Consider the following 18,578-nt stretch of genomic DNA (forward strand, 5'->3'; position numbering starts at 1 on the left):
CTAAAGGCGAGATTTGGCAATCAATGAGACGTGGTGTCCCTCAAGATAATCTTGTGCTACCACTGGCGCGGCGCAAAGCTCACGCTACTGTCTTTGACTTTTTTCTGCGCGCGCGGGCGATTGCGTCCCAGCAGCAATTTAAGCTGCCACAGCTTTTCGCGATATAGAGTGACCCCTGAAGCAGGATACATTCCATTCATCAGCACCTTGCTCGCCTGCACCGCATCTGGTGAGCGGTTCGCGATAGCAGCGGCCAAGTCATTTGCGGCATCTAAAGGGTCGGCGCTAATGTAAGTTATCAACCCACAATCTAGCGCAGCATGTGCGTCACAGATATCCGCACTCATGGCAAGCGCCTTGAGCGCATCCAAACGCACTGTACCGATGGCGGTTCGGCTCAGTCCCATATCCGCAACCAAGCCCCACTTGCCTTCCATAATGGCAAACTTTGCCTCTGGATGGGCAAAACGCACATCGCACGCAAGCGCCAGCTGTAGTCCTGCACCTAAGCAGTGCCCAGAGAGCGCCGCCAATACTGGCATGGGCAGCTCTCGCCAGACCAAACACACCGCCTGAAACAAGCTGCGTGTCGGTTTTATCAGCTGCCACGCTATCCATGCTTGGCGTTTGGGTTGGTTCAAATCCCCAAGGTCGATGCCTGAGCAAAAGCTGTCTTTTGTCCCCGTTAAGATGACCGCGCGCAGCGTTCTGTCTTTGCGCAGGTGCTCCGCTACTTGGAGCAGCTCGTTCATCATTTCAATGCTCATCGCATTTTTTTTGTCAGGACGATACAAAGTAACGGTGACAATATCTGCGTGGATATGCAGCTGTAGGGTTTTATATCGATAGGTTGCGACTGGATGCAGATGCATATTCTTCCCTTATAATAATGACCCAAACCCCAAGCAAATAAAGCGCTGCCTTTGGCGACACGCTTAGCGTTTGCGATAGGCCAAAAAAGGGAGGATGTATGATGGCGCACTGACACCTATTGTGGCGCGGATGTATAAACGTGTACTAGTAGTGAATGGTAACAAGATATAGAAAGTCATCAAATCATCTTCCACGTCATCTCATGCTCGCTCAAGCGATGCGAAGACAGGCGCTGAATGGCTACCAAATCAACTGCTTTTAGGTTATCGAGCGCTTGCTGCAAGGCGTCATAATAAGGGGCAAGCATGGCAAACTGTACCGCTGTGGTGTGCTGCGTGTTCAGCAAGCACTTATCCTCTAAGTTTTGACTGGCAAAGCGCAGCTCAGGCACGCCAGTGTAACGACTGGCGCCCAAAATGCGGTGCGCGATTTGCCCCAGTTGCGCGCGGTCATGCGTTTGCCACGCACGGGCGAGCGCTTCTTTTTCATCGTCCACACTCTCAATCATCATGGTCAAAAGCTTACTGGCCAAGTCAGGCTTGTTCGCCGAGCGCATCAGCGCGTCTTCCCAGTCCAAGATGGCCAAGCTTTGCTGTTGAGGCGCAGCGCTCGTGTCGGCAGCAGTCTGTTCTGTGTTTGCTTGGTCAGCGGTGTTTTGCGGCGTTTTGCTGCCTTGTACGTAGTCATCACGGATTTTTTTTAGTGATGAGGGGCGCGCAAGTTTGGTTTCAGTGACGTGCTGCGCCATCGGGGCAGCGGCATTGATGGCCGACTCGCTTGAAGCACCGTGTTCAAAGCTGTTCGTGCGTCCCAGCCATTTTTGTAGCACTTGCAGTAGCTGCGGCTGACTGATGGGCTTGCCCACATAATCATCGATACCACTGGTCATCAGCTTGTCGCGCTCATCAGACAGACCGTGCGCGGTCAAGGCAATGATGGGTATGCGCTGCTCGCCGCTTTCGATATTGCGAATTTGCGCCGCCGCCTCACGCCCTGACATGCGCGGCATCTGAATGTCCATAAAGATTAGGTCAATGCCATCACTTGGCACACGTATCGCGTCGATGCTACCCGCTGCACGGTCTTGCTGGCGCAGCTCGGCTTTGGGCAAAGCCGTTTTTTGCTTGCCATTTGCCTGCGGCGTGCCTTGCTGATGCTCGATATAGGCTTTACTAACGATTTCAATCGCCTCAAAGCCACTGTTGGCGGTGATGACTTGAATACCGAGTTCACTTAACAGCGCATCCAGTACCAACAGATTGGGCAGGTGGTCATCGACCGCCAATACCGTCACCCCTTCCCAGCGCGGCGTACTTGGTGCCACACTTTTACTGCGTGCTGTATCTAGCATGGCGTACAGCTGGCGCTTATCGAGTGGCTCATAGAGCATCTTGGCATGATAGCGCCCAAGCAGGCTTTGATTGGCGCTGACTTGATAGCCAAACACGCCGAGCTTTCCTTGATAATGCAGGCGAATTTGCTTAAGCAGCGCCATCATGTCATCTTGGGTATCGGTATCGACAATCACCCAATCCCAGTCGTTGCCCTGCTCTTTGAGCGACTGCAACATCCCTGGCAGGGAATTGGCTTGCGTGATACGGATAGGCAGGCTTTGCAGGCTGGCACCCAGCACTTGGCGCGAGGCATTGTGATTGATCCACACCAACATATTAAAGGTATCACTACTGTGTGCTAGCGGCGCTAAGACAGGCGGCGGAATGCTGGCACCTGTTGCGACATCCAAGACTTCCACATGCGCGGGCATACGAAACCAAAACGTCGCCCCTTGTTTGGCAATGTTTTCTTGCGCATTGTCATAAAAGCCAATGTCCCCGCCCATCAAGCGCACCAGCTGCTTGGAGATGACCAGACCCAATCCCGTGCCGCCATATTGACGCGTGATTGACGGGTCGCCTTGGCTAAAGCTGCGAAACAGGCTGTTTTGGTCGGCAGGTGAGATGCCTTTGCCGCTGTCTTGCACACTGATCATCAGGCAGTTGTCTTGATGGTCATCGAGGCTCACACGCACCACCACCTCGCCTGTGTCCGTAAACTTAATCGCATTACCGACGATGTTGGTGAGGATTTGTTTGAGGCGCAGCGCATCGCCCACGATTTGCATCGGCACATCGTTATAAAACATCACCGCCATGCGCAGCCCTTTTTCTGCCGCCACAGGCGAGAGCATATCGACCACATCATAAATGGTGTCATACAAATCAAACTCATGCTGATCCAGCACCAGCTTGCCTGCCTCAATTTTTGAAAAATCCAGCACATCATTCACGAGTGCCAACAGATGAGCCGAGGATTTGCGAATGGTCTGCACATACAAATCCTGCTCAGGATTCAGCTCGCCATGGCGCGCCAAAAGGTTAATAAAACCATCAATACTGTTTAGTGGCGTGCGCAGCTCATGGCTGATGTTGGTCAAAAATGCCGATTTGGCTTGGCTGGTTGAGATGGCCGCATCGCGCGCGTTACGGATAGAGATGTTTTGCATTTCCATCTCATCGAACGCCAGACGCAAGTCGTCTTCGGTTTGTTCAGCATGGCTTTTGAGCTCTTGAAAGCTACTGTGTAAGCGGCGCAGCGTCTTGACCAAGTCTTGTTGTAATAAGTTCAGCTCGCCATCGGACTCAACAGGAATGGGCTTGTATAGATTGTCCACATTGGTGCGCTGCAACTGCAATCGCAGCTCATAAATAGGCGCAATCCAGCGCTTGGCATAGATATTTAGACTTAATAATAAAATTAAGATAGTAAACAGACCCGTCACCATCAGCGCCATGGCGATGCGGTAACGCGCGATATACAGCGGCTCATTGTCCATATCAATCAGTAGCCATAGCCGCTGACCCTCAAACTCGCCCAAAAAACTGCCATACGCTGTGCCAATGGGCGTGCTTCTTTGCGACAAAAAGTGGGTACTGGTGTCAATCATTGGCCACGTTTCATTGATGCCGTAGCCGACCGTCGCCAGTACTTGATTGTTTTCACGGATGATGGCGATTCGCTGCACATGCTGCTCGGACTGCATGCGGCTCAGTTTGTCACGTATCATCACCAGCTTGCCAATCGCACCTGTCGGCGGGTTGTCCGTATCCGCGCGCCCATCGCTGCTGTCGGCGCTCGCCATATTTTGCGGCACGGGCGCGACGATGTTGCCAAGGTTGGGCGCACTGCTCACCATATAGCCCAAGCTGTTGCTGTAATATTCTGTGGGCTGATTGGAGAGTAGGATTTGGGTGTCTTTTAGGCTGCTGCCTTGAGTGGGCTGCGAGCTGCGCTTGTCAACGATGTCCTCGACCGTGCCTTGGTTGTCTTGACGCTGCTGACGCTCTTGCTCCAATAACGTCGGTATCAGCTCGGTGGCCATTGGCTTGTAGCGAATCAATACCGCCTCAGCAAGCGCTTGCTGCTCGGAGTCACTGGCGCGCATGGTCTCATGAAATACCAACAGCCCGCCCACCATTGCGAGCACACAGATGGGTAAAAACACCAATAAAATCAACTGTCCGTACGCCGTACTGGTATCAAAGCGCTTTTTGTAAGCCATGCATATCACCGATGTGCCGATGGCGACCGTGCGGCTTGCCATCGAAGAGTAAGAATAAAACCTTGAGCCATTTTAACAGTAAAGCGGCATATCGCCCATGTACAGATACGCGCAGCCAGCCACAAAATGCTATAATACCGCCATTTTGTACCCTATTTTCCCATTCACACAAAGACAGCGGGCGCGGCACTCATTTTGGCGCGGCGGCTTGGTTTTTGTCTATGAAAACAATCAAGGATGCGTTATGTCGTCTCATGTCACCACCAGTGCCAACTTTATTACCCAAACCACAGCGCTTGCTGATTGTGTGGGACAAACACCACTGGTCAGACTTCGCCGACTGCCCGAAGAAGAAAACATCAGCCCCAACACACAGCTATTGGCCAAGCTCGAGGGCAACAACCCAGCTGGCTCAGTCAAAGACCGCGCCGCTTTTAATATGATTTATCAAGCCGAAAAACGCGGCGATATTAAGCCAGGCGACACCTTGATTGAGGCCACCAGTGGCAATACAGGCATCGCCCTTGCCATGGTCGCAGCCATGCGCGGCTACCCCATCACCCTATTGATGCCGACCAACTCCACCCAAGAGCGCAAAGACGCTATGAAGGCTTACGGCGCAATCTTGATTGAGGTCGATGAAGGTATGGAAGCGGCGCGCGATCAGGCGCTACAAATGCAAGCGGACGGCTTGGGTATCGTGCTCGATCAGTTTAACAATGATGACAATAAAGAAGCGCATTACCTGACTACAGGTCCTGAGCTGTGGCAACAGACCGAAGGACGCATCACCCATTTTATCAGCTCCATGGGCACCACAGGGACGATTTCAGGGGTCGCGCGCTACTTAAAAGAGCAAAACCCTGATGTGAAAATCATTGGTCTTCAGCCTGATGAAGACGCCTCTATCGCAGGTATCCGCCGCTGGCCTGCCGCGTATATGCCTGGTATTTTTGATGCCGAGCTGGTCGATGAAGTGATGGACGTCAACCAAAGCGTTGCCGAACGCTACATGCGTAAGCTGGCGCGTAGCGAAGGCATCTTTGCTGGCGTCTCCTCGGGTGCTGCGGCGTGGGCGGCGATGCAAATCGGTACTGCCAATCCTGATGCGGTGATTGCCTTTATCGTCTGTGACCGCGGCGATCGCTACTTGTCAACGGGACTGTTTGGCATCGAGGATTGATGGATTTTTTGCTGGTTTTCGTAGATTTTAGGAGGCTTTGATGAGCCACAATTTGCCTTATGATCCCGTGCTGGTCTTTGATATTGAGACCATTGCCGATATTGATGCCGCAAAACGCATTTATCCTGAGCTTGCCGCGTTAAACGACGAGGATGCGCTGAGTGCTTTACAGTCCTTACGCGTACAAGAAGCTGGTCACGACTTTATGCGTACGCCTTTGCAGCGTATCGTCTGCATCTCGGCGCTGTATGTCAAAAATGGCGATATTAAGCTGTTTTCACTCAGCGCCGAGCACCTCTCAGAGCGCGAGATACTGCGTAAGTTTTTCCGCGCTTTTGAATCGTTTGGCGAGCTGCCGCAATTGGTCAGCTGGAATGGCTCAGGCTTTGACATGCCTGTGTTGATGTACCGCGCCATGCTCTACGATTTGAGCGTGCCTTTGTTGTTTGAAGAAGGCGACACCGTGCGCGACATGCGCTTTAACAATTATGTCAATCGTTACCACAGTCGGCACTTGGATTTGATGGATCGTTTTAGCCAATTTGGTGCCAGTCCCCGCCAATCTATGGACGTGGTGGCCAGTCTGTATGGTCTGCCAGGCAAAACAGATGTTGACGGAAGCATGGTGGGCGCGCTGGTCGCCGCTGGTGATTGGCAAACCTTGACCACGTATTGTGAAAGCGATGTGCTAAACACATGGCTGATTTACTTGCGTTGGCAGCGCTTGACCGCGCACATATCGACCGAGGCGCACCAGCAATGGCAGCAGCACACCGAAGATTATCTTAACAGTTTGGTCGATGACGAGGGCAATCACCGCCATCAGTCTTTTATCACGCCATAAGCCGTTTCTAACGCTTTTTATAAAGTCAGGGAGTGTCTACCGCTTATCCTGACTTTTGTTCATTTTGAGCATAAACATATATATATTTATATAAATATCTTACCATCCACTTGTTTTCGTATTGTTTTTATTCCATAATCCGCCAAGAGATGCTGGTTTTTTTGATGCATGGAAGCAAAACGGTCATCTTATTTAATGCTTCTATGAGTATATTTCTTCTGAATATACCAGTCACCTCACTGCATATCTTATTTATAGATAAAGCACACATCGTCTTTTACTATCATTGATGTTTGCTTGCTGTGTTCGTGTTACCAGCGCCCTGATTTACAACACGATATCTCACAGATGCATGCCTTTTGGGCGCTGATGCGACTTAACGAGTAATGTCAGACATTATTTGAAGTTGGCATATCCATTTTCTTATTGTAGCGTGATTAACACACAAGGAGTGTAGTGTGAAAAAACTATCTTATCTGGCGCTCAGCCTATCTGTACTTTCCCTAACTGCGTGTAACAACGCCAGCAACACCAATGAGACCGCTGGAGATGCCAGTGCAAGTGCTGATCAAAGCGCTTTTGAAGGTCCTTCTCGCCCTGAATGTATCGCACCTGCCAAGCCAGGCGGCGGCTTTGATTTGACCTGTAAGCTTGCACAAAGTGGTTTGAAAGACACAGGTATTATCAAAAGTCCAATGCGTGTTACCTATATGCCAGGTGGCGTTGGTGCTGTGGCGTACAACAAAATCGTTGCTAACGACCGCGCGAATGAAGATGCCATTGTCGCCTTCTCTACTGGTTCAATCTTGAACTTGTCTCAAGGCAAATTTGGTCAGTTCACTGAAAAAGACGTACGCTGGCTTGCAGGCGTAGGTACGGATTATGGTGCCGTTGCCGTTAACGTCGATTCACCCATGAAAAACCTCGATGATTTGGTCGCAGCGCTCAAAAAAGATCCAAAATCTATCAGCTTTGGGGCAGGTGGTAGCGTGGGTGGTCAAGATTGGCTACAAACCGCCATTTTAGCAAAAGCCGCTGGCATTGATCCAAAAGACATGACCTATGTCGCGATGGAAGGCGGCGGTGAAGCGATGACTGCGGTTATGGGTAATCACGTCACAGTCGTCAGCTCGGGTATTGCTGAGCTGATGCCACAAGTTAACGCAGGCAAACTGCGCGTACTTGCGGTATTCGCGGATGAGCGTTTAGAAGGCAGTCTTGGCGAATTGCCAACCGCAAAAGAGCAAGGTTATGACGTGGTTTGGCCAGTTATCCGTGGCTACTACATGGGTCCAGACGTCAGCGACAGTGCTTACAACTGGTGGAAGCAAAGCTTTGACACCATGCTTGCTGATCCTAAATTCGCTGAGCTACGTGAGCAACAAGAGCTACTCCCTTTCTCTATGACTGGCGAAGAGCTTGAGCAGTATGTGTACAAGCGTACTGGCGAGCTGCGTGAGTTGTCTGCTGAATACGGTCTGACTGGGGCTGCAACTGAAGCCAAATAACTACTCTATTAAGGTTTAATACCCTTATTTATTAAATCTTAGATGTGTTTGGTATTTCTAAAGGCTGGCAGAATACCTATCTGTCAGCCTTTTTTCCCCATAATTCAAGGAGCGCTCCTTATGACAATGGAACGTGTATTTTCTGGGCTGATGGCGCTAGTAAGTTTATTCCTAGTCTATTTAGCCATTGGGTATGTTGCACCCATTGCTTATGATCCAATTGGTCCTCGTCCTTATCCTATTTTAATCTTTGGCTTGTTGGCGTTTTTGGCTTTAGTCGTCGCTTTTCGTCCAGCACGATTTACTAAGCCGATTGATTTGGGATTAAGCAAACCCATCATCAAAAACTTGCTGCTTTGTACCCTTGCCTTATTGGTTTACAGCCTTATTTTTGAGCCATTAGGTTTTATTGTTGCGACCATTTTGATGTTTTTTGCAGTCGGCTTACTTTTTGCAGGCCCTCCACTTAAAACCCTTATTTTTTCAGTTGTGGTCAGTGTTGCCTTATATGCTCTATTTGACTTAGGTCTAGATGTCATTTTGCCACTCGGAATATTATCAGGGATTATAGGATAGCCAACATGGATACTTTTAATTTTTTAATGCATGGTTTCGCTGTCGCATCCACCCCACAAAACTTACTGATTGCTCTTATCGGCGCTTTTATTGGTACAATCGTGGGTATGTTGCCGGGTCTTGGCCCTATCAACGGTGTGGCAATATTATTACCTTTCGCGTTTGCTCTTGGTTTACCCCCTGAGAGTGCGCTGATTTTGCTGGCTGCGGTTTATTTGGGTTGTGAATACGGTGGACGTATTTCTGCCATTCTTATCAACGTACCTGGCGATGCTGCGGCCATTATGACGACGCTTGATGGCTATCCCTTGGCAAAGCAAGGAAAAGCTGGTATTGCGCTGTCTTTATCTGCGTTTAGTTCTTTTATTGGTGCCACTATCGCGACAGTCGGTGTGGTATTGTTCGCCCCCCTATTGGCAAAATGGGCCATTTCTTTTGGACCTGCAGAATACTTCGTATTGATGGTATTTGCCATCACCTGCTTAGGCGGCTTGGTCGGCGATCAACCTGTTAAAACAGGCATTGCAGCTTTGATTGGTTTGGGTCTTGCGACCGTTGGTGTTGATGCGGTGACGGGTATTTACCGTTTTACTTTCGACTCTGTCAACCTATCAGACGGTATTCAGTTTACCACCATTGTTATTGGTTTCTTTAGTGTCAGTGAGATTCTCATCCTGCTTGAGAGAACAACAACTGGACATAAAGTGATCGAGCAAGGTAAACGTAGCTTAGTAAACTTTAAAGAGTTTATGTTCAGCTTAGGTGCTATGTTACGAAGTGGCGCGATGGGCTTTGTTATTGGTATTTTGCCTGGTGCAGGCGCAACCATTGCCAGTGCAATGACCTATGCCAGTGAGCGTAAAATCGCTGGTGAAACCGGTACCTTCGGTGACGGTGATTTACGCGGTGTTGCCTCACCAGAATCAGCAAACAACGCCTCAGCGTGTGGCTCGTTCGTACCGATGTTGACGCTAGGGGTTCCAGGTTCTGGTACCACAGCAGTTATGATGGGTGCATTGACCTTGTACAACATCACACCAGGTCCGCAGCTATTTACTGAGCAGCCTGATATTGTTTGGGGTTTGATTGCATCACTATTCATCTGTAACGTTATTTTGTTGGTGATGAACATTCCATTGGTCGGCTTATTTGCAAAGCTGCTTGATGTACCAAACTATGTTTTGATACCAGGGATTGCCGCAGTCAGCTTTGTTGGTGTGTATTCAATTCACAGCACAACGTTTGACTTGGTATTCATGGTAGCACTTGGTGTATTCGGTTATCTTTTACGTAAGCTAAACTTCCCACTATCAGCGCTAATCTTAGGCTACGTTTTGGGTGAGCTTATGGAATCGAACCTACGCCGTGCGCTCTCTATCTCGCAAGGTGAGCTGTCTATCCTATGGAGCAGCCCTATCACTGTCGTTTTATGGATGCTTGCAATTTTGATGGTCTTCCTACCAATCATCCGCAGCATTTATCGCAAACGCTTTAAAAAGGCAGCGTAATTGGTTTAAAGCGTTGACGTAAAAAACGAAAATAAATAGCGACCCATTGCGGTCGCTATTTTTATGCGCAAAGATACATCACTCAAGACGATTAGTGCCCAAACCGCGCGGACAAATTAGTTCGTAATCGGGCATACAGCTGCCGCTGTCCTTGGCATTCTATGCTAAAATTGTGCCTATTCATTTTGAACCCATTTGTACTGTCCTTCTTGGGCAGTTGACCATATAGGCAGGTTTATGCAGCCCACCGATTCAAAACGCGCCGCCAAGGCAAACGCCATCATCACACCACCGAGTAAGAAAAAATCTAAGCCTTCATCCAAGGTGCGTCGCCGTTTAAAAGAAGCGCCGCCAGTACCTTTTGTGATTGACAGTCTGTCGCACGACGGACGCGGTGTGGCGGTTTATGGAAATGGCTATAGCGAGCATGAAAGCCACATTACTGACAAGCACGGCAAAAAAGTCTTTGTCAGCTTTGCGTTGCCTGGTGAGCATGTCGATGTGCAGCTGACCAACAGCCGCAACAGCTTTGAAGAAGGCGATGCCGTGCGCGTTTTGGACAACCCAAACCCTGAGCGCACCACCCCACCCTGTCCGCATTTTGGCGTGTGCGGCGGCTGTAACCTGCAGCACTGGCAGCCAGATGGGCAGATTCATTTTAAGCAATCGGTACTCGCCGAGCTGCTCGCGCACCAAGCCGACATCCAGCCTGACAATTGGCTGCCGCCGATCGTGGGTGACCGTTTGGGTTACCGTACCAAAGCGCGTTTGGGCGTGCGCTATGTCGCTAAAAAAGACACCGCCCTTGTGGGCTTTCGTGAGCGCGCCAGCAACTTTTTGGCCGAGCTTAACGAATGTCATATCCTAGATGAGCGCATTGGTTTTGAGATTGAAAATCTAAAGGCGCTGGTCAGCTCATTAGAGGGTCGCAGCACCATTGCTCAATTAGAGCTGGCGATGGGTGAAGCATTGCCCGAGCTGCCCGACGGCAATCAACCTGTCGCGCTTATCGTGCGTCACCTTGAGCCGTTGTCAGAGGGCGATATTGATAAACTAAAAGCCTTTTTTGCTGCGCGTAATTGGCAGCTGTATTTGCAGCCAAAAGGCGTGGACAGCATTACCCGCGTAGCGCTACATGCAGATGATGACACTAGCCGTCAGTTTGGACGCTTGTATTATCAGCTGCCTGAGTATGACTTGACCTACGAGTTTATTCCAACCGACTTTACGCAGGTGAACCTTTCGGTCAACCGTCAGATGACCAAGCTGGCATGCGAGCTTTTAGACTTACAAGCGGGTGAGCGTGTGTTGGACTTGTTCAGCGGACTTGGCAACTTTAGCTTGCCGCTTGCGCGCCTTGTCGGCGAGACGGGCACAGTGATTGGTGTTGAGGGCAGCGATGCGATGACGGAGCGCGCGGCACACAACGCGGCGCGTAATGGCATCCATCATGCTGAATTTTATACCCAAGACTTGACCCAAGACTGCTCCAATGAATCGTGGGCGAATCAAGGCTTTGATGCGCTACTTATCGACCCGCCTCGCTCTGGCGCTTGGGAGATTATGCAATATTTGCCTAACTTTAACGCCAAACGTATTGTGTATGTTTCTTGCAATCCTGCTACCCTTGCCCGCGATACCAAAGCCTTGTTAGACAATGGCTATCGTCTGACGCATGCAGGCGTGATGGATATGTTCTGTCATACAGGGCATGTGGAATCTATCGCGCGCTTTGAGAAAATCACAGACTAATTTTTTTATCCCTTGCCTTACGCCTGTCATGATTGTACGTTAGCCTGTGTGGCTTTATAATCCGATAAAAGTTTATAAAGCTACGCAGTGCTGTGTTACGCTTTATGGCAGGATGATTACAGTTTGCCGCTTGAATTGTAACTTTGAAGTGACATAATAGCGTTTATAGCGACCAAGGACTGGCTGCTTTTATACCATGTGTACTTGATAATTGTGACATGTTTTATCCCCTACATAGGATATATCGTCTGTCGTAATGACGGTCGATTCATGACCGCCATTACTGCGATTGAACATTTTCACCAACCACACTTTTGCTACCAGATACGTTGTTGCCGCCGTGACCAAAAGGCATTTTTGGTCATAAAGACACGTCCTATCTGCGATTTTAATTTGTGTGCGTCACAGTACGTTTCATGGGTTACTTATTGAATACCTGCAACATCATTGATAATAACGAGACAAACTATTGTCCCTAAATAGCTAAGAGGAGTCGGCTATGGTAAAGATTAGAGAAGGGCTACCGTTGGTAGATGGACAAACAACTGAGGCAGACAGCGCCACTTCAGCAGCTCAGCTGGTTGCCAACCAACGCTCTCAACAATCTGCCAATAGCTACGCTCAAGTCCCTTTTGACATCAAAAAACAGCTCAGTACCCACAAGCTGCACACCACCTTTGACCGCTCAGAGCGCTATGGTAATTTAGAAGACATCATATTCGACGAAGACGCGCTGACCTTTGATGATCTTGCTACCATTGCCAATGATGATGTGGACCAAGCCAACATCGACGTGCCTGCGTGGCTGGACAATGTCGCCAAACGCATCGGACAAGAGACCGTCCCTGACTTGGCATTCGCCTGCGAGTTTATTCGTAGCCGCATGAATACCAGCAAGTCCGAGCGCTCAGGCGCTTATGTGACGGGCATCGGCATGACCGATATCTTGACCTACCTCTATCAAGATGAAGATGCGCTTGTCGCTGCGATGCTCTACCGTAGCACACGCAAAAAGCTCATCAGCATGGCCGATATTGAAGAGCGTTTTGGCGCGCAGGTGTGCACCTTGGTCAAAGACACACTTGCCATGGGCAAGCTTTCTGAGATTATCGAGAGCAACAAGCGCCTCGAAGATCATTTTGTGAATAATCAGCGCGACCAGCTGTCCAACATCTATAGCATGCTCATCTCTGTGACCAACGATGTGCGCGTGGTATTGATCAAACTTGCTGAACGCACCTTTGCAATGCGAGAGCTGTCGTTTTCTAACCCCGAGCGTCAGCGCCGTGTGGCACGCGAGGTCATGACCATCTATGCCCCACTCGCTCACCGTCTGGGTATCGCCCAGCTTAAGTGGGAGTTAGAAGACTTGGCATTTCGCTACCTTGCGCCCGAACGCTATAAAGAAATCGCCAAGCTGCTCTCAGAAAAGCGCAGTGAGCGCGAGGCGTATATTCAGCGCGTAGAAGACCAGCTGAGCGACGCACTAAAAGGCGCAGGCATTGCAGGAGAGGTGTCAGGACGGGTCAAGCACATCTACTCCATTTATCGCAAAATGAAGTTAAAGGGACTGTCCTTTGACCAGCTGTATGACATTCGCGCGTTACGGGTGTTGGTGGACAATCCATCAGATTGCTACCACGTTTTGGGTCTGGTGCACGGCTTATGGCGCTATATTCCTGAGCAGTTCGACGACTACATCACCAACCCCAAGCCCAATGGCTACCGCTCGCTACATACGGCGGTGATTGCTGAAAACAAATCTTTAGAGGTACAGATTCGTACCCACGAGATGCACTTTGAAGCCGAGCTTGGCATGTGCGCGCACGTCAATTACAAAGAAGGGCTAAAAAACAAAAAAGACAATTACCTCAATCAAAAAATCAGCTCGTTGCGTCAGCTGCTGTCCATCAATAACGAAACCCGCAATCAGCAAGGCAAATCAGGCAGTACAGACGACCAGCTCGACCTTGAGGATGACGAACAAACCGTTGATTTTGATGAGCTTGAGCGCATCTATATCTTCAGTCGTGACGGTGACATTACCGAGCTGCCTAAAGGCGCGACCGTACTCGACTTTGCCTATTACGTGCATACCCAAGTCGGTAACCGTGCCCAAGCCGCCCGCGTCAACCAGCGCTATGTGCCGCTCACCTACTTGTTAAAAACAGGCGAGCAGGTCGAGATTATCACCAAATCGTCACGCGAGCCCAACCGTGATTGGCTTGTGGCATCGCTAGGCTACATCCACACCAACCGCGCCCGCTCCAAGCTGCGCCAGTGGTTCAACCGCCAAGACCGTGATAAGAATATCGAGATTGGACGGCAGATGCTCAGTAAAGAGCTTGAGCGACTGTCCGTACATCCTAACAGCATCGATTTGAACGATTATTTGCAATATTTTAACGTTAATACCACCGATGACATCATCGTCGGCTTAGTAACGGGCGATATTGGCATGAATCAGCTGACCAGCCACATCTCGCGTCAGCTGCACCTTGAGCCTGAAAAAGAAGACGACGACTATACGCCAAGCGTCGACCCAAAAGCGACTGGCAAATTAGATGCGTACAAAATCTGTATCGATGGTCTCGACAATATTGATATCAGTTTGGCTGGCTGCTGTCACCCTGTACACGGCGAGCCGATTTCAGGCTATATCACCCAGTCACGCGGCGTCAGTATTCATAACCGCGGCTGCCCTGAATATATGCGCTTAGTAGAGCGCGACCCTGAGCGCCAAATCAACGCGGCGTGGAAGTCAAAATCAGGACGCTATCAGCCTGTCGATATTCATATTGAAGCCTATGACCGCCGAGGGCTGCTGCGTGATTTGACGCAAGTGATTGATAAAGAAAACGTCAATATTCGTCAAGTACAGACATTAAGCAACGATGACAATATTGCCTTCCTAAAATTTCATGTTGAAGTCTCAGGATTGGCGCACTTGTCCAAACTGCTTGCCAAGTTAGAGCAGCAGCCTGGTATTTTGCATGCCAGACGGGCAATTGCTTGATTACCCAGCTATACATATTGGTCGCCTGACTCAAACAACATGATGGTTTTGCTGCACAATATGTCGCAGTAAAACCGTACCGCTCGTTTACCTTATACCGTTTTTTGCTTGTACCACTGAGAACCTATGCCTGAACTTCCCGAAGTCGAAACCACAAAGACCAGTTTAAACCCACTGCTCGGACAGATCGTGACAGACGTACAGGTCTTTCAGCCAAAGCTGCGCTGGATGATACCACCTGACTTGGACAAGCTGCTTGGCTACCACTTGCAGAAGGTCGAGCGCCGTGCCAAATATCTGATTTTGACCTTTACTAAAGATGCCGTACCACCGATAAAACTTATCATTCATTTGGGCATGTCAGGCAGTTTGCAACAGCACTCTGCTGGTAGTGATAAGCGCAAACATGACCACCTGATTATAACCTTTAGCAATGCAGATGGCGTGATAAGCCAGCTGCATTACCATGACCCGAGACGGTTTGGCGCGGTGCTTTGGTATGATGAGTATCAGCACAAACTGTTTGCCCACTTGGGTAAAGAGCCGCTCGATGACAGTTTTAATGCAGTGCATCTATACGGCTTGATTCAGCGTACGGAATCGAATAAAAAGCTGCGGCCCATCAACAAGCCTATCAAGGCAGTGATTATGGAGCAGCAAAACGTGGTGGGTGTGGGCAATATTTACGCCACCGAAAGTCTGTTTTTATCAGGCATTCATCCTGCATCTCCTGCATCTGCGCTGAGCTATGCTCATATCGAAACCTTGACCGCGCATATTAAAACCATCTTAGCGCGCGCGATTGAACTTGGCGGCTCGACCTTGCGCGACTTTACCGTTGCGAGTGGGCAGACAGGTTACTTTCAGCAAACCTTGCTCGTCTATGGTCAAGAAGGTGCGCCCTGCCCAACCTGCGCCACGCCTTTGAGTAACCAGAGAATTGCAGGACGCGCGAGCATCTATTGCCCAAAATGTCAGCCACTCATCACGGCAGGATAAAATATCGCAAAACAATGTATTTTTGTTGCTTATTAACAGGCATCTTGCTTTAATAGAAACGTATAGCACGCCCAATATGGCAACGCGCCTGTCTGCTCTTGGGCAGCACTTTTATTTATTTATCAGTTCTAGGACAGTATCATGATAAACAATGCTTCACGTGCGCCAAAACAGCAGCGCAAGACTCGTGCGCTCAGCCTGATGGCAAGCGCCGCACTTTTATGCGCTACCCTACAGCCTGCCAATGCCGCGATTGAAATTGATGAAAGTGACTTTGGTCCCTCGTATGAAACCATGGTGGTCGATACCGTAGTAGGCAAGCCTTTGGGACTGGTGGCTGCGGTCGCAGGCACAGCGGCATATGTCGTGAGTCTGCCTTTTTCACTTATTGGTGGTAATGCCGCACAAGCGCAAGAAAAGCTGGTGGTCGAGCCATGGAATGCCATGAGTCGCTGCCTAGGCTGTACCGTCGCTGAAGACAACTACTACAAGTCACAAACAGCGAATGATAACGTGGTACGTATCGTGGTTGACCGTCCCTCTGAGGTTTTAATCAGCACCAATGACAACGTGGTCATTACCCCGCAGTAATTCAATCATGACTGGATGAGCACAGTTGGTGCTTTTTTGGCACTGCTTACCACGCTGCAATTTATAAAAAGTATAAAACCAGACATAAAAAAAGGCTAACCGAGGTTAGCCTTTTTTGTGCATGCCTATACAGACAATCAATTACTTCTTACGACCGTGACGCTTACGCTCACTTTCAGTCAAGAAGCGCTTACGCATACGGATAGACTGCGGCGTTACTTCTACCAACTCGTCATCTTCGATGTATTCAAGCGCTTGCTCTAGCGTGAATTTTACCGCTGGGGTTAGCGTCAATGCTTCGTCCGTACCACTGGCACGTACGTTGGTCAACTGCTTACCTGTGGTTGGGTTCACCACCATGTCATCACTACGTGAGTTCTGACCAACAATCATACCTTCGTACACTTCAAGCTGTGGCTCAGCGAATAGCTTACCGCGTTTTTGTAGGTTAAATAGAGCAAAACCTAGGCAAGTACCATTGGTCATTGATACCAATACGCCGTTACTACGACCACCAACATCACCGACCTTTTGTGGGCCGTAATGTGAGAAGCTTGAGGTCATGATGCCTGAACCTGAGGTTAGGGTCAAAAACTCAGAACGGAAACCGATCAAACCACGCGCTGGCATGGTCGCTTCGATACGCATACGACCTTTACCGTCCAGCTCCATGTTGGTCATCTCGCCTTTACGCAGACCAACCTGCTCCATGATTGCGCCTTGATGCTCTTCTTCAACATCAAATACAACGTTTTCATACGGTTCTTGTAGTTTGCCGTCAATTTCTTTAACGATAACTTCAGGACGTGACACACCCAGCTCAAAGCCTTCGCGGCGCATGTTCTCAATCAATACTGAAAGATGCAATTCACCACGACCTGATACTTTGAACTTCTCCGCAGATTCGGTGTCTTCAACACGTAGTGCTACGTTGTGGATCAACTCACGCTCTAAACGCTCACGGATGTTACGTGAGGTCACAAACTTACCTTCGCGACCTGCGAATGGTGAGTTGTTGACCTGGAACGTCATTGAAACGGTTGGTTGGTCAACGGTCAATGGTGGCAAAGCTTCAACGTGGTTAGGATCACAGATGGTGTCAGAGATGTTTAGCGCATCAATACCAGTGATACAAACGATGTCGCCTGCTTGTGCATCTTCAACATCCACACGCTCAAGACCATGGTAGCCCATGATTTTTAGAATACGGCCGTTACGGGTGTTGCCCGCTTTGTCGATGACCGTCACTTGCGTGTTGGTGCTGACTTTACCGCGCTGGATACGGCCAATACCGATAACCCCAACAAACGTATTGTAATCAAGGCTTGAGATTTGCATACGGAAAGGCGCATCTGCCTCTACTTGTGGCGGTTCAACCACATCAACGATGGTCTCAAACAATGGCGTCATATCATCCGCCAAGTTGTCTGCTTCAAGACCAGCAATACCGTTTAGTGCTGAGGCGTAAACGACTGGGAAGTCAAGCTGCTCATCGGTTGCACCAAGGTTGTCAAACAAATCAAAAATCTGATCCATCACCCAATCAGGACGTGAGCCTGGACGGTCGATTTTGTTAATAACAACGATAGGTTTTAGACCCTGCTCAAAAGCTTTTTGGGTAACAAAGCGGGTCTGCGGCATAGGACCGTCAACGGCATCAACCACCAACAATACGCAGTCTACCATAGACATAACACGCTCAACCTCACCACCAAAGTCGGCGTGACCTGGGGTGTCAACGATGTTGATGCGGTATTCCGTATCGGTCTTTTTGTTTTGCCATTTGATAGCGGTGTTCTTTGCAAGAATCGTAATACCGCGCTCTTGCTCAATATCCCCTGAATCCATCGCACGCTCAGCAACGTTTGCACGGTCGCCAAAGGTACCTGATTGATGCAGCAATTTGTCAACTAGGGTGGTTTTGCCATGGTCAACGTGGGCAATGATTGCAATGTTACGCAGGTATTTAATGTCGTTCGCCATATAAAATGCTCGTTTCGTCTTAATAAAATGCAGTAGCAGTAAGCGCCGCTGGATAAACTGTTATGATTAATCAGCCAGATAATTTACTGTGCTTATCTCTATACACAAATACAGCACCACAGTAAAAGCAAAACATCCACACCGATACATCCATCGTACCGTCAGCCATGCTTGAGACACTTCGCT

Annotated in this window: 12 protein-coding genes; 9 read left to right on the top strand and 3 right to left on the bottom strand. The window is 49.4% G+C overall.

All coding sequences use genetic code 11. The features are described 5' to 3' along the window. Positions 1 to 56: 56 nt before the first annotated feature. Both JMW05_RS04330 and JMW05_RS04335 read right to left on the bottom strand, forming a co-directional pair. On the bottom strand, positions 57 to 872 hold the full coding sequence (locus JMW05_RS04330) for a crotonase/enoyl-CoA hydratase family protein (protein WP_201504153.1): 816 nt from the start codon (positions 870 to 872) through the stop codon (positions 57 to 59). A 179-nt stretch (positions 873 to 1,051) separates the two neighbouring features. Next, positions 1,052 to 4,432 (bottom strand): ATP-binding protein, encoded by a 3,381-nt coding sequence (locus tag JMW05_RS04335; protein ID WP_227691437.1) that lies wholly within the window; start codon positions 4,430 to 4,432, stop codon positions 1,052 to 1,054. Positions 4,433 to 4,676: 244 nt separating this feature from the next. Between JMW05_RS04335 and cysM the strand changes: the two genes are divergently transcribed. The 9 genes from cysM (at position 4,677) to JMW05_RS04380 (ending at position 16,409) form a co-directional block, all read left to right on the top strand. Further along, positions 4,677 to 5,615, top strand: a complete 939-nt coding sequence (cysM, locus tag JMW05_RS04340) for a cysteine synthase CysM (protein WP_201504154.1) — start codon at positions 4,677 to 4,679, stop codon at positions 5,613 to 5,615. A gap of 40 nt (positions 5,616 to 5,655) precedes the next feature. After that, entirely contained in the window at positions 5,656 to 6,459 is an 804-nt protein-coding gene (locus JMW05_RS04345) for a 3'-5' exonuclease (protein ID WP_201504155.1), read from the top strand. A gap of 458 nt (positions 6,460 to 6,917) precedes the next feature. Then, complete coding sequence (locus JMW05_RS04350) at positions 6,918 to 7,967, top strand: Bug family tripartite tricarboxylate transporter substrate binding protein (protein ID WP_201504156.1); 1,050 nt, start codon at positions 6,918 to 6,920, stop codon at positions 7,965 to 7,967. Positions 7,968 to 8,087: 120 nt separating this feature from the next. Next, the gene (locus JMW05_RS04355) at positions 8,088 to 8,543 is read left to right on the top strand and encodes a tripartite tricarboxylate transporter TctB family protein (protein ID WP_201504157.1); all 456 of its coding nucleotides are present in this window, start codon (positions 8,088 to 8,090) and stop codon (positions 8,541 to 8,543) included. A 5-nt stretch (positions 8,544 to 8,548) separates the two neighbouring features. After that, the gene (locus tag JMW05_RS04360) at positions 8,549 to 10,051 is read left to right on the top strand and encodes a tripartite tricarboxylate transporter permease (RefSeq protein WP_201504158.1); all 1,503 of its coding nucleotides are present in this window, start codon (positions 8,549 to 8,551) and stop codon (positions 10,049 to 10,051) included. A gap of 237 nt (positions 10,052 to 10,288) precedes the next feature. Then, entirely contained in the window at positions 10,289 to 11,803 is a 1,515-nt protein-coding gene (gene rlmD, locus JMW05_RS04365) for a 23S rRNA (uracil(1939)-C(5))-methyltransferase RlmD (RefSeq protein WP_201504159.1), read from the top strand. Positions 11,804 to 12,302: 499 nt separating this feature from the next. Next, on the top strand, positions 12,303 to 14,819 hold the full coding sequence (locus JMW05_RS04370) for a RelA/SpoT family protein (protein WP_201504160.1): 2,517 nt from the start codon (positions 12,303 to 12,305) through the stop codon (positions 14,817 to 14,819). Between the two features lie 126 nt (positions 14,820 to 14,945). After that, entirely contained in the window at positions 14,946 to 15,818 is an 873-nt protein-coding gene (gene mutM / locus JMW05_RS04375; RefSeq protein WP_201504161.1) for a bifunctional DNA-formamidopyrimidine glycosylase/DNA-(apurinic or apyrimidinic site) lyase, read from the top strand. Between the two features lie 141 nt (positions 15,819 to 15,959). Beyond that, the gene (locus JMW05_RS04380) at positions 15,960 to 16,409 is read left to right on the top strand and encodes a hypothetical protein (protein ID WP_201504162.1); all 450 of its coding nucleotides are present in this window, start codon (positions 15,960 to 15,962) and stop codon (positions 16,407 to 16,409) included. A 141-nt stretch (positions 16,410 to 16,550) separates the two neighbouring features. Here the strand turns inward: JMW05_RS04380 and typA are convergent, their stop codons facing one another. Further along, on the bottom strand, positions 16,551 to 18,392 hold the full coding sequence (typA, locus tag JMW05_RS04385) for a translational GTPase TypA (protein ID WP_201504163.1): 1,842 nt from the start codon (positions 18,390 to 18,392) through the stop codon (positions 16,551 to 16,553). Between the last annotated feature and the right edge of the window lie 186 nt (positions 18,393 to 18,578).

Source organism: Psychrobacter aestuarii (assembly GCF_904846035.1).
GTDB classification, from domain to species: domain Bacteria; phylum Pseudomonadota; class Gammaproteobacteria; order Pseudomonadales; family Moraxellaceae; genus Psychrobacter; species Psychrobacter aestuarii.